Below are 13094 nucleotides of genomic sequence, written 5' to 3'. Positions count from 1 at the left end.
AGAGTAAATAGAGCTTAAATTAGGGGGCGATTATGTTGAATAGGTATGTAGCAACTTCTTTAGCTTTTGCATGTATGATGGGACTTGGCGCTTGCAATAACAAAGACCAAGGTATGGAACAACGCTATACAGATACGACACAGCCTGTTGGGTATCATACAAATGAAAAAGCGAATGAACATCGCGTAGATAATCCGAAAGGTCCAATGACTGAAGTTTTAGATGGGAATGGAACACCTAATTATCCGTTAAACGTAAGTGATGGACGTTTTGACAATCCGACAAACCCTTATGGAAACATCAATAATACAAATGATCGTACAAATGGCGTGGCTAATATGTATTACGGTGAAGATTATCCAAGAGACTTTACGGAAAAAGTGGCTGATCGAGCTGCAAGCGTTAAAGGTGTAGAAAATAGTCGCGCCGTTGTCCGTGGAGATCAGCTATTAGTTGCTGTGGATCCTGCCAAAGACATAAATAACGGCCGTTTAAGACAAAATGTGCTCGATAAAGTAAAGCCTATTGCGAAGGACTACAATGTTCAAGTAAAAGTAGATCACGATGTATTTATGAATGCTCGTTCTCTTGATGACGATATTCGAAATGGAAAAGACCGAAATACGATTCAAACTAATTTCAATGGTCTATTTGAATCAGTCGATGAGAATGTCAATCATAAACATCGTTAAATGAAGAAGCAGCTGTCTGTGAAGGGCGGCTGTTTTTTTGATGAGAATACATATAAAAAAGCTGCCATTGAAGCCAGGCAGCTATTCCTCGAACATGTAACTATTAATTTTTCTTGTTAGAAGCAGATTTGTTTGTTGTTTTAGATTCCGCTTCTTCATTTTGAGCGTTAGTTTCGTTTTGTTTGAGGCGACCTTCTCTTTTTTTCGTATCTGCTGGTGCCGTAGCGACACTCTTTGTATTTTTAACATTTTTTGCAGAAGAGCTTGTCTTATTAGCTTGTGTGTTTGGCTTCTCGTTGTTAGTTGTCTGACTATTTTCGTATTCAGCTTCCACGTCGCTTGCTAGAGCTGCAGAAACTTGAGCGTAAGTATGGTCTGTATAGTTCATCATATTTTCGTATACTTCAGGGCTCGCGAGTCCATCAGGTTCTACGCTTGCTTCTTCTTTCTTAATCGTTTCAGTCCATTCTTTTGTTTCTTGAATAAGTTTTTTTCCTATAATTACTTCTTCAACAATAACTGGTCTTTTGGTTATTTCTACTCGTTCTTCCATGATTGGAACACGAATAATTTCATCTTCTGTAAGTGGGCCAGCGTTATAGTCTCCGTCAATTACAGGGCGGCGTTCAATATAAAACTCTTCTCTTGTAACAGGAACGTGTACAGTTCTTTCTTCCTCTATTACTTTTTTGTGGAGTTTTACTTCACCTACTTGAACGCGTTCTTTTAAGACATCTAATTTTTCTTCACGCAGTTGGACAGCTCTATGCTCGTTGTGTTCCGTATAGGTTCCGTACGCTGGAGTTTGTTCAGAGCTTACGGCATCTATCAAAATTAGAATTTTACCAGCAGCTACATCTGTCTCGCACTGCACGGCTGAGATGTCTGGGATGCCCATGCGGATTAATTTTGATTTCAAGCCGCTTCCTTGTTTGAGCCCCATGCCGCCTGTCATCATGGTAAAAAAGTTATCCATCATGACGCCAGCTAATGAACTTACGGCAGGCGAACCAGCTTCAATAATTACATTTGTATCATGACCTATTTGAAATGTATTGCTTTTACTATTAGAAATGACCATGATGTCTGTTTCTCGATAACCTTGACGTTTTAAATTATGGATAACATCTAAAGCTTCTTTTTCTGAAAAAAAAGTTCCGACTACACGTTTATTCATTCTCATTACTTCAGCTCCCTTTTTTATGAAAATAGATAATAGAAGTCCTTACAATTACTTCCACTATGTACATACCCTGCGAAAATTTAATTAAAACGTTTAAGAGAAAATTTTACAAATAGTGTGCAAATGTAACAAATACTCCATGTTTTCTTAACATAATATCGTGAAAAGGATTCGCTTCATAAAATAAGAGGATAAAAGAAAATAAGTAGGTCAAACTATTAGTGTAGATTTTCACAAAACCTTTTTAGATAATACTAAAAAGAGTATGATTAACGTGTGAGGTGAAGGTGAGTGAAGAAAGTCATTCATCAAGCAGCTTTTTTAATGCTAGTAAGTATTGTGCTTTGTATAATGCCATACCGTGCAGATGCGAATGAAAAGGAGCCGATGACATTATTTCTTGAGCGCGTGTATGTGGATGGAGTCGTAAGTCAAGAGATGATCAAAAGCCCTTCTATGACAAAAAAACAATTAATGAAAAAATATAAAAATTGGCGACTGCTTAAAGAAACCGATCGAGAGCTAGTTTTTAGAACAGGCATAGACGATATTTCACCTATTTTAAAAGACAACGGCTACGTAGGGCTTTCTGTTAACGGTATTCTCTCAGCATTTGAAGGCAAGCCAGCTTCGTCGCAGCACATTATACAGTCGTTTTTTCAAATTGACATCAAAAGGCTTGAAAGCTATCAGCATGAACAATTAAAGAAAGGTATTCGCGTTCAATCAAAAGATGAATATCTTTCCCTCATTAATTTCTATAAAATCTATCAGCTCCAGCAGCGGCCGCTTTCGATCAAGCAGCCGTTTTTTAGTATGGTAAAATAATTATTGAATTCAACATTCTAAATTGCTTCTATTTGCTTTTGGCGATATGTTAAAATGGTATTCAGCAGTCTAGTATTGTATATAACTTAAAAGGTCATTCATCAATAAAAGTGGGCGGTTCTATTTTTTACAGCTATTGTAAAAGTGGGTTGAGAAAGATGAAAAGAGGCGAACGTTCTCTTGAACGTCTTTTTAAAAGGAACTGTAAAGGAAAATAGAGAACGATGCGGGCAGGACTCTTCATAGGTAAGATGGAAGGTCACTGCCCGCGCGTACGTGAGTAAGGAGAGAGCTTATTGTTTGATTATATCAAAGGCACGGTTACATATATAAATCCTGAGTATATAGTAATTGAAAACAACGGAATAGGCTATCAGGTCTTTACGCCGAATCCATACGTGTTTTCAATTGATGAACAACCAAAAACGGTTTACACCTATCAATATGTAAGAGAAGACGTAATTGCACTTTACGGGTTTGCTTCGCGAGAACAAAAGGATTTATTTATGAAGTTAATTAGCGTGTCAGGAATCGGCCCAAAAGGCGGTTTAGCTATTTTAGCGTCAGGTAATCCAGCGCAGGTTGTCCAAGCTGTGGAGGAGGAAGACGAGAAGTTTTTAGTTAAGTTTCCAGGAGTAGGTAAAAAAACAGCTCGACAGATGATTCTAGATTTAAAAGGAAAGCTGCATGATATTGTACCAGATGCCGTTCCTTCTTTATTTGCAGATTTGGACGCACAAGAAGTCAAATCTCAAAGTTCAGAAGCACTCGATGAAGCGATTGAAGCACTTAAAGTATTAGGTTACGCAGAAAGAGAAATCAAAAAAATTGTTCCAGCTTTAATGAAGGAAACGATGACAACAGATCAGTATATTAAAGAAGCGCTAAAACGATTATTGAAACAATAAGTAAGGGAGGAGTAAAATGGACGATCGTATTGTAACGGGAGATGTTCTTGGTGAAGAAGAAATCATCGAGCAAAGTTTGCGGCCGCAAACCTTACAGCAGTATATTGGTCAGCATAAAGTAAAATCCCATCTTGACATTTTTATTAAAGCTGCCAAAATGCGAAGCGAAACGTTAGATCACGTGCTCTTATATGGTCCTCCAGGATTAGGTAAAACAACCCTTGCCACTATTATCGCTAATGAAATGGGCGTGCAAATCCGAACGACCTCAGGGCCAGCCATTGAGCGTCCAGGCGACTTAGCCGCGGTTTTAACCAGCTTAGAGCCTGGAGATGTGCTTTTTATTGATGAAATTCATCGATTAAATCGTTCTGTTGAAGAAGTACTGTACCCAGCAATGGAAGACTTCTGTTTGGACATTGTGATTGGAAAAGGGCCGAGTGCACGTTCTGTCCGTCTTGATTTGCCTCCGTTTACGCTAGTAGGTGCAACAACAAGAGCAGGGCTTTTATCTTCTCCTTTACGTGATCGCTTCGGCGTTTTAAGCCGTTTGGAATACTATCAAGAAGAAGATCTTGCTTCGATAGTAGAAAGAACAGCAGCTATTTTAGATGTAGAGATTGATCAGAAAGCGACGTTTGAGATGGCTAGGCGTGCTAGGGGAACTCCACGTATTGCGAATCGCTTGCTTCGAAGAGTCAGAGATTTTGCCCAGGTAAAAGGAGACGGAGCTATAACTGAAACCCTTGCTACTGAAGCATTAGAAATGTTACAGGTGGACCGTTTAGGTCTTGATCATATTGACCATAAATTATTAAGAGGGATTATTGAAAAATTTAGAGGCGGGCCTGTAGGCTTAGATACAATATCAGCTACTATTGGTGAAGAATCTCACACGATTGAAGATGTATACGAGCCTTATTTACTACAAATTGGCTTTTTGCAGCGAACGCCTCGAGGACGAATTGTGACTCCTTTGGTTTATGATCATTTTCAGCTGGAGGTGCCTGATCAGTGAATGATATGCCTAAGATGCTGATCACATTAGGAGGCATTTTAGTAGTCATTGGGCTGTTATGGCAGTTCGTTGGCAAGCTTCCTGGCGATATTTTTATTAAAAAAGGAAATACAACCTTTTATTTCCCGATTGTGACATGTATCCTAGTAAGCGTTGTGTTATCACTTATTTTTTATGTAATTGGCAGGTTTAAATAATTAAGTAGAAACAGGTGAACATTTTGAAAGTAGATTTATTTGATTTTCATTTACCAGAAGAATTGATTGCGCAAACGCCACTTGAGCAGCGAGATGCATCAAGACTCATGGTATTAAACAAAGAAACAGGAAATGTGAAACATCATATGTTTCATGACCTTCTTGATTATGTGCAAGAAGGAGATTGTTTAGTCTTAAACGATACGCGTGTTCTTCCTGCACGTTTATTTGGCACAAAAGAAGATACAGGTGCTAATATTGAAGTATTGCTTTTAAAGCAAACACAAGGCGATACGTGGGAGACGCTTGTAAAACCGGCTAAGAGAGTAAAAGAAGGAACGGTTATTTCGTTTGGTGACGGACGTCTGACTGCTGTATGCAAAGAAACGAGCGATCAAGGCGGACGTTTGCTAGAATTCAACTATGAAGGCATCTTTTATGAGGTGCTTGAACAGTTAGGAGAAATGCCGCTGCCGCCTTATATTAAAGAACGTTTGGATGATCAAGAGCGCTATCAAACGGTTTTTGCCCGTGAGCAAGGTTCTGCAGCAGCGCCAACAGCAGGTCTTCACTTTACAGAAGAGATGCTTGAACAGTTAAAAACAAAAGGTGTGCATATTGCATTTTTAACGCTTCATGTCGGATTAGGTACGTTCCGTCCAGTCAGCGTTGACGACTTAGAAGAGCACGATATGCACGCAGAGTTTTATCAAGTGAGTGAAGGAACCGCGGCTTTACTAAACAGCGTACGCGAAAAAGGCGGACGCATTATTTCAGTAGGTACAACTTCTACCCGTACTCTTGAAACAATTGCAACTGAGCATAACGGAAAATTTGTTGCTTCTTCAGGCTGGACCAATATTTTTATTTTCCCAGGGTATGAATTTAAAGCAATTGATGGAATGATTACAAACTTCCATCTTCCAAAATCTACGCTCATTATGCTTGTAAGTGCCTTAGCAGGAAGAGAAAACGTCATTTCTGCCTATGAACAAGCTGTAGCAGAGAAGTATCGCTTTTTCAGCTTCGGCGACGCGATGCTAATTTTGTAATTTAACATGAAAGGAATACATCAATGACAGCAATTCGTTACGAACATATAAAAACTTGTAAACAAACAGGAGCGCGTTTAGGTATTGTCCACACGCCTCATGGTTCATTTGAAACGCCTATTTTTATGCCAGTAGGCACATTAGCTACAGTAAAAACAATGTCTCCGGAAGATTTAAAAGCAATGGGGGCAGGCATTATTTTAAGTAATACGTACCATTTATGGCTTCGTCCAGGTCATGAAATTGTTAAAAAAGCAGGTGGTCTGCATAAATTTATGAACTGGGATCGTCCTATCTTAACAGATTCAGGCGGCTTCCAAGTTTTTAGTTTAAGCGATTTGCGCCGTATTGAAGAAGAAGGCGTTCATTTCCGCAACCATTTGAATGGAGACAAGCTTTTCCTATCTCCAGAAAAAGCGATGGACATTCAAAATGCGCTTGGGTCTGATATTATGATGGCATTTGATGAATGCCCTCCTTATCCAGCAGAGTATGACTACTTAAAACGTTCAGTAGAGCGTACTAGCCGATGGGCAGAGCGATGTCTTGAGGCTCACAGCCGCCCTCAAGACCAAGGTCTTTTTGGAATTGTTCAAGGCGGAGAGTTTGAAGATTTACGCCGTCAAAGTGCAGCTGATTTAGTATCAATGGACTTCCCAGGTTATGCTGTGGGAGGCCTGTCAGTTGGAGAACCAAAAGATGTGATGAATCGTGTGCTAGAGTTTACGACGCCATACTTGCCAACTGACAAACCTCGTTATTTAATGGGAGTAGGATCACCTGACTCGTTAATTGATGGGGCAATTCGCGGGATTGACATGTTTGACTGCGTATTACCAACGCGTATTGCACGTAACGGAACGCTTATGACAAGTGAAGGTCGTCTTGTTGTTAAAAATGCCAAATATGCAGAAGACTTCGGTCCGATTGATCCAAACTGTGACTGCTACACATGTCAAAATTATTCAAGAGCGTATATTCGCCACTTAATTCGCTGTAATGAAACGTTTGGAATTCGTTTAACATCTTACCATAACTTATATTTTCTGCTAAACTTAATGGAGCAAGTCCGTGAAGCCATTCGCGAAGACCGACTTGGCGATTTCCGCGATGAGTTCTTTGAAAAATATGGGTTTAACGGCCCAGACGCAAAGAATTTCTAGGTCACTACAGGAATTTTCATCAAATTTATGAATGAGTACCTGTTGATAATATAAATAAAAGGAGGAGTTTTCATGGGTGTTTTACAAAATATTTGGCCATTACTTTTAATGTTTGTCATTTTCTATTTCTTGTTAATCCGTCCACAGCAAAAACGTCAAAAAAACGTACAGCAAATGCAATCAGCACTTAAAAAAGGTGATAAGATTGTTACAATTGGCGGTATGCACGGTTTGGTAGAAGCAATCGATGAGTCACAAGTTGTGGTTCGCAGCACTGACGGTTCAAAATTAACATTTGACCGCAATGCTATTCGTGAAGTAAGAAGCGTAGATTAATAAAAAAACGTCACGTACATGTACGTGACGTTTTTTTATGCTTCTCGTGAACCGGAAATGTTTACGCCAACAATTCCCCCGAGAATAGCGACTCCAATAAACCCAGCGTGAAATAAAAGCTGCTGTGCAGAAAACAGGTGACTATAGCCGAGGAATTGCAGCAAAAACATTAAAAAAGAATAAGAAATACCAGTGGCTCCTCCAACAAGCAGTCCCTTTGAACCGTTTCGTCCTCCCGCTATAAATCCTCCGATAAACAGTGTAATAAATGAGAGAATAAGTAAAAATAAACGTACGGACTGTTCTTCAAGCGATGTGAATTTTAAAATAAGCGAAAAGATAATGCTAATCGCTAAAGCCATCACTAAGATTGTTGCTACCCCTGCAAATACAGCGTTGCTCATTCGTTTTGCACCCAACTTGTTTCCCCCTCATGAAATAAAAAGATAGGTGAACCCTTAGTACGAGCATATTCGGGATGACTTCAAAATAGACGCATAAAAGTAAGGCTATTTTAAAATAAATGGTACAAACTACAAGGGAATACATAAAGGAGGTCTTTGCAGTGGAACTATTAATCATGGTTGCGCGAACCGTGCTTTTGTATGTAGTAGTTTTAATTATTTTTCGCGTTATGGGCAAAAGGGAAATAGGAGAGCTGAGCATTTTGGATTTAGTTGTCTTTATTATGATTGCTGAAATGGCAGTAATGGCTATTGAAAACCCAAAAGATCCTTTGCTGTATTCAATTCTTCCGATGTTAACGCTTCTTATTATTCAAATTGGTTTAGCTATATGGTCTCTTAAAAGCAATCGAATGCGAAATTTTATTGATGGTAAACCTAGTATTATCATTGAAAATGGAAAAATAAATGAACATGAAATGAAAAGGCAGCGATATAACTTCAATGATTTGCTTGTGCAGCTGCGAGATAAAAATATAAAAAATGTAGCTGATGTTGAATTTGCTATTTTAGAATCTTCAGGAAGGCTATCCGTGTTTGAAAAAGATCAGCAATCAGGTAAAAAAGGCAATTTGAATTTGCCTTTTATCATTGACGGCGTTATTCAAGAAGAGCATCTGTTGCATGAACATAAAACAACGGAATGGTTAAGGCAGGAGTTAGAGAAACTGGGGCATTCAAACTTAGACAAGATTTCATATTGCAGCTACGACAACGGAAAATTTTTTATAGATTTAATAGATGTGAAACAATAAAACGCGGAGTGCTCCGCGTTTTATTTTCGTTTAAAATAACGTAAAACAGAAAAGCGATTTAATTCTTCTTTTGTTATCAGTCTAAAAAGCAGCAAAAACAGTACATATACAAAGCTTGTCAGTGCAATTGATAAAATGGTTCGTAAGCTTAACGGGATGGAAGTGAAAAGGTTCATATAAGCAAAGTGTCCAATAAAGCCTGATATGCCCATTACAGCAAAGCTGCGAAGATACTCAAACACATGAAGCTTATACGTGATTTTTTTCATGACCGTAGACAGATGTAAAAGAGTGACAAGCATCATTCCCACAACAATTGCAAGGCCAGCTCCCATAATGCCTAGATTGGGCTGAGTTGCGAGTAAGAAGATAAGAGACGTTTTGACCGCTGCTCCTATAAAACTGTTAATCATGGCGGCTTTTGCAAGGTCTAGCGCCTGCAGAACAGCTTGAAGCGGCCCTTGAAAGTAATAAAAGATAAAAAAAGGCGCCATGACTTTGACAAAAATAGCAGCTTTGTCAGAACCATACATCAATTCCATTACCGGATTAGCAAATACATAAAGAACAACAACGGCCAGTCCGCCTGTTACAAACGACAAGCGGAGAGCTTGATGAAGCCGATATTCGATTTGTTTCATTTGATTCTGTGCAAGAGATTCACTGATTGCGGGAACCAAAGAAGTGGATAGAGACACCGTTACAAAAGAAGGCAGCATCAGGAGAGGGAGTGCAAAGCCTGTTAATTCTCCGTACTGCTTCGTTGCTACCGCTGTCGCTACTCCTGCAATTGCTAAACTTTGAGCTACTACAATAGGTTCTAAAAACCAAGAAATTGACCCAATCATGCGGCTTCCTGTCGTGGGAAGAGCGATTCGCATTAAGTCAAGGAACGTATCTTTGCCCGCATGTAAAGAAGCAAAAAATTTTCGTCTTACCGTTATTTTCTTCTTTCGCTTGAACATAAACACCATGTAAAACAGGGAAGCGAGCTCTCCAAATACCGAAGAGAGCATAGCGCCAGCCGCGGCGTACTCAATTCCATAAGGTAAAAATGCTTTTGTACAGACAGCAATTAACGTAATTCGCACCACTTGTTCAATAATTTGAGAATAAGCAGCGGGCTTCATTTGCTGCTTTCCTTGAAAATATCCGCGAATGACAGACGACACGGCGATGATCGGAATAACAGGAATAATCGCAAGCAGCGGATAGATCGTACGTGAATCTGTAAAGAAGGTTTTTGCTACAACGGGAGCGAATAATATTAGTCCGAGCGTAAATAAAACGCTCAGCGTACACGTAATACTTAAAGAGACGACAAGTATTTTTTTTATTTTATGCCTGTCACCTAAAGCTTCTGCTTCTGCCACTAACTTTGAAATGGCAACCGGTAGCCCAAGCTGTGTTAAGGTGATTACTAATACCAGCGTGGGGACCGCCATCATATAAAGTCCCACACCTTCGTCTCCAATCATTCGAGCCACCACAATTCGATTGACAAACCCGAGTACACGTGTAATTAAGCCAGCAATTATTAAAATAATAGTTCCCTGTAAAAATTTAGACATATACTCACTGCTTTCTTGAGGTTTATACAGTGAATATATGCGCCGTCGGTGTCCAAGCATGACAAGTATTCCTCATACGAGAAAGAAATTTTACGCAAAATGTCAAACGGAAAGGAGGATCAATATGACACATCCATTTATTTCAGCTTCGAAAGAACTTATACAGCCTGTCGTATCCAGCAAAATGGAAGAATTTCATATGCTTGGATATGAAGAAGTAACGGAGAACGATTTATTGAGTTATTTGGAAATGAAAAAATGGAAAAAAGAAAAGGAGCTATCTCTCCATCAAGTTGTAAATGATATTTTATCTGTTAAGATCACGCAGGTGATGAGCTATGTAACCATTGAATCTTATAAATCTGATATGTTCTCAAGTGTTAATAATGGAGAAGACTGGAAAGAATTATTAAAGTAGAGTTTGTAAAATACATGTATTAAAATTTGATAAGGTCTTTATTTGACAGACATTAGGTTATGAATGATAATTAGATTGGTCATTTATCTATTGTTATCATTTCATGTTTTTTACATAAGAAGGAGGATTTTCTGTCGATGGTTAAAAGAGGACGTATCGTTGCCTTTTTCCTCTTAGTACTGCTTGTGTTTAGTACAATCGGAACAACGATGACTGGAATTACAAAAGATATTAAACTTGGCCTCGACCTTCAAGGTGGATTTGAAATTTTATATAAAGTCAGTCCAGCTAAAAAAGGCGATGTCATTGACAAAAAGGCACTTAACAGCACGGTTGAAGCGCTGCGTCAACGTGTCGATGTACTGGGAGTTAGTGAGCCCAGCATTCAAATTGAAGGAAACGACCGCATCCGTGTTCAGCTAGCTGGTGTCACGAATCAAAAGCAAGCTAGGGATCTGTTATCAACTCAAGCAAACTTAACGTTCCGTGACGTGAACGATAAGGTGCTGATGGATGGTACAGACTTAGCGCAAGGCGGGGCAAAGCAATCGTTTGACCAAAGCAATCAGCCTAGCGTCTCACTAAAGTTAAAAAATGCGAAAAAATTTGAAAAGATTACGCGAGAGCTTTCTCAAAAACCAGCACCTAACAATTTAATTGTCATTTGGCTGGATTATGAAGAAGGAAAAGACTCGTACCAAAAAGAATCAGCAAAACAAAATCCGAAGTACCTGTCTGCAGCTTCTGTTAGCAGCGTGTTAACACAGCCAGATGTTGAAATTTCAGGTGGAAACTTCACAGTGAAAAGTGCAACGCAGCTGGCGGAATTACTAAACGCCGGGTCGCTGCCGGTTAAATTGGATGAGCTATACTCTACATCCGTTGGAGCACAGTTTGGAGAAGAAGCTCTTCACACAACTATATTAGCGGGTATTATCGGTATCGGAATTATTTTCCTTTACATGCTGTTTTTCTACCGTTTACCGGGGCTTATTGCCATTATTACACTCAGTTTTTATATCTACTTAAACTTAGTTGTATTTGACTGGATGCACGTGGTTATGACGCTTCCAGGTATTGCGGCTCTTATTCTCGGCGTAGGTATGGCAGTAGATGCGAATATTATTACCTACGAGCGGATTAAAGATGAACTGAAAACAGGAAGGTCTGTTATATCGGCTTACCGGGCAGGAAATCGTCGTTCACTTGCGACCATTTTTGATGCCAATATTACAACAATGTTAGCGGCTCTTGTACTGTTCTTTTACGGTACAAGCTCAGTAAAAGGATTCGCTACAACTTTGATGATCGGGATTGTGCTAAGCTTTGTAACTGCTGTTTATGGTACTCGTTTACTAATGAGCCTTTTAGTAAACAGCCGCTGGTTTGATAAAAAACCAGGCTACTTTGGCGTAAAGAAAGAGCAAATTCACGATTTAAGCAAAGATGACGGCACAACCGTTTTACCTACGCGTTGGGATAAAATCGACTTTGTTAAATACCGTAAAGCGTTCTTCACATTCTCAAGCGTGCTCGTGATTATCGGTATTATCTCGGTTGCTGTGTTTAGGCTGAACCTCGGTATTGACTTTACGAGCGGAACTCGTATAGAGATTCCGGCAAATCATACCGTTACGCAGGCTGAGATACAGCGTGAAATGAAGTCTCTTGATATCGAAACGGATGACGTAGTTATTACAGGAAAAAGTAATGATACGGGTGTCGTACGTGTAGTTGGGGTCTTGAATAAAAAAGAAATTGCCAATTTAAAAGATCACTTTAAAGACAAATACGGTTCTGAACCAAACGTAAGCACCGTTTCGCCGACGGTTGGAAAAGAACTGGCGAAAAATGCGATGCTTGCGATTTTAATTGCTTCAATCGGAATTATCATTTATGTAACGATTCGATTCGAGTTTTACATGGCGCTTGCAGCCGTGCTTGCTCTGTTGCATGATGCGTTCTTTATCGTTACGGTCTTCAGCTTAACGAGATTAGAAGTTGATTTAACGTTTATCGCCGCTGTCTTGACGATTGTTGGTTACTCAATTAACGATACGATCGTTACGTTTGACCGCATTCGTGAAAATATGCAGAAATTTAAATCCAAAACGTTTGACGACTTGGCGTTTATCGTAAACCTAAGTTTGCGTGAAACGTTTACTCGTTCGATGAATACCGTGTTAACAGTTGTGATTGCAGTTGTAGCACTTCTTCTATTCGGAAGTGAGTCCATTCAAAACTTCTCAATTGCCCTGTTAGTAGGTTTAATTCTTGGTGCATATTCATCTGTGTTTATTGCTGCGCAGCTATGGCTTGTGTGGAAAGGAAAACAGTTGAAGCGTGAGGAACAAAAAGAAGTAGAAAGCAAGTAATTCAAAAACGTGCGAAGTGTTCGCACGTTTTTTTGTACGTGAAAATTTAAGGCGCACTGTCAGAAAAATATGCTTATTTTCTTTCGTTGCTCCATTTCATCCACTCTAGTATAATAATGTGGGTTAAGGGGTGA

14 protein-coding genes are annotated in these 13094 nt (G+C 39.3%); 11 read left to right on the top strand and 3 right to left on the bottom strand.

What is annotated here, in order from left to right:
* The first annotated feature begins 32 nt into the window (after window positions 1-32).
* Window positions 33-692: a YhcN/YlaJ family sporulation lipoprotein gene (locus WKH56_RS03945; protein WP_033579658.1), complete on the top strand. Its 660-nt coding sequence runs from the start codon at window positions 33-35 to the stop codon at window positions 690-692.
* Window positions 693-795: 103 nt separating this feature from the next.
* Here the strand turns inward: WKH56_RS03945 and WKH56_RS03940 are convergent, their stop codons facing one another.
* Window positions 796-1875 (bottom strand): YsnF/AvaK domain-containing protein, encoded by a 1080-nt coding sequence (locus WKH56_RS03940; RefSeq protein ID WP_028411701.1) that lies wholly within the window; start codon window positions 1873-1875, stop codon window positions 796-798.
* Window positions 1876-2166: 291 nt separating this feature from the next.
* Here WKH56_RS03940 and WKH56_RS03935 point away from each other — a divergent pair, with 291 nt between their 5' ends.
* The 7 genes from WKH56_RS03935 to yajC all read left to right on the top strand — a co-directional run bounded on the left by WKH56_RS03935 (window position 2167) and on the right by yajC (window position 7377).
* The gene (locus tag WKH56_RS03935) at window positions 2167-2703 is read left to right on the top strand and encodes a BofC C-terminal domain-containing protein (protein ID WP_053074053.1); all 537 of its coding nucleotides are present in this window, start codon (window positions 2167-2169) and stop codon (window positions 2701-2703) included.
* A 296-nt stretch (window positions 2704-2999) separates the two neighbouring features.
* Window positions 3000-3611, top strand: coding sequence for a Holliday junction branch migration protein RuvA (gene ruvA / locus WKH56_RS03930; RefSeq protein ID WP_028411699.1), 612 nt, complete (start codon window positions 3000-3002; stop codon window positions 3609-3611).
* Between the two features lie 16 nt (window positions 3612-3627).
* Window positions 3628-4629, top strand: a complete 1002-nt coding sequence (gene ruvB, locus WKH56_RS03925) for a Holliday junction branch migration DNA helicase RuvB (RefSeq protein WP_028411698.1) — start codon at window positions 3628-3630, stop codon at window positions 4627-4629.
* On the top strand, window positions 4626-4826 hold the full coding sequence (locus WKH56_RS03920; protein WP_028411697.1) for a DUF2905 domain-containing protein: 201 nt from the start codon (window positions 4626-4628) through the stop codon (window positions 4824-4826). Before ruvB ends, WKH56_RS03920 begins: the two co-directional genes overlap by 4 nt.
* A 23-nt stretch (window positions 4827-4849) precedes the next feature.
* The gene (gene queA / locus WKH56_RS03915) at window positions 4850-5878 is read left to right on the top strand and encodes a tRNA preQ1(34) S-adenosylmethionine ribosyltransferase-isomerase QueA (protein ID WP_048019724.1); all 1029 of its coding nucleotides are present in this window, start codon (window positions 4850-4852) and stop codon (window positions 5876-5878) included.
* Window positions 5879-5901: 23 nt separating this feature from the next.
* On the top strand, window positions 5902-7041 hold the full coding sequence (tgt, locus tag WKH56_RS03910; protein WP_013059317.1) for a tRNA guanosine(34) transglycosylase Tgt: 1140 nt from the start codon (window positions 5902-5904) through the stop codon (window positions 7039-7041).
* A 72-nt stretch (window positions 7042-7113) separates the two neighbouring features.
* A complete protein-coding gene (gene yajC, locus WKH56_RS03905; RefSeq protein WP_028411695.1) occupies window positions 7114-7377 on the top strand; it encodes a preprotein translocase subunit YajC in 264 nt (87 codons plus the stop codon).
* A 35-nt stretch (window positions 7378-7412) separates the two neighbouring features.
* Here yajC and WKH56_RS03900 read toward each other — a convergent pair whose 3' ends face one another.
* A complete protein-coding gene (locus WKH56_RS03900; RefSeq protein ID WP_034265495.1) occupies window positions 7413-7796 on the bottom strand; it encodes a TIGR04086 family membrane protein in 384 nt (127 codons plus the stop codon).
* Between the two features lie 146 nt (window positions 7797-7942).
* Between WKH56_RS03900 and WKH56_RS03895 the strand changes: the two genes are divergently transcribed.
* Window positions 7943-8596 carry a DUF421 domain-containing protein gene (locus WKH56_RS03895; protein ID WP_028411694.1) on the top strand — a complete coding sequence of 218 codons (654 nt, stop codon included), beginning with the start codon at window positions 7943-7945 and terminating at the stop codon, window positions 8594-8596.
* A 20-nt stretch (window positions 8597-8616) separates the two neighbouring features.
* On the opposite strand, the gene spoVB is transcribed toward WKH56_RS03895, so the two are convergent.
* Window positions 8617-10227: a stage V sporulation protein B gene (gene spoVB / locus WKH56_RS03890; RefSeq protein ID WP_028411693.1), complete on the bottom strand. Its 1611-nt coding sequence runs from the start codon at window positions 10225-10227 to the stop codon at window positions 8617-8619.
* A gap of 64 nt (window positions 10228-10291) precedes the next feature.
* Between spoVB and WKH56_RS03885 the strand changes: the two genes are divergently transcribed.
* Window positions 10292-10585: a post-transcriptional regulator gene (locus tag WKH56_RS03885; protein WP_028411692.1), complete on the top strand. Its 294-nt coding sequence runs from the start codon at window positions 10292-10294 to the stop codon at window positions 10583-10585.
* Window positions 10586-10722: 137 nt separating this feature from the next.
* Window positions 10723-12960, top strand: a complete 2238-nt coding sequence (gene secDF / locus WKH56_RS03880) for a protein translocase subunit SecDF (protein WP_047749810.1) — start codon at window positions 10723-10725, stop codon at window positions 12958-12960.
* Window positions 12961-13094: the final 134 nt, after the last annotated feature.

Source organism: Priestia sp. SB1 (assembly GCF_038898415.1).
Note: the sequence above shows the minus strand (reverse complement) of the source record. Positions and strands in the feature narration are given on the sequence as shown.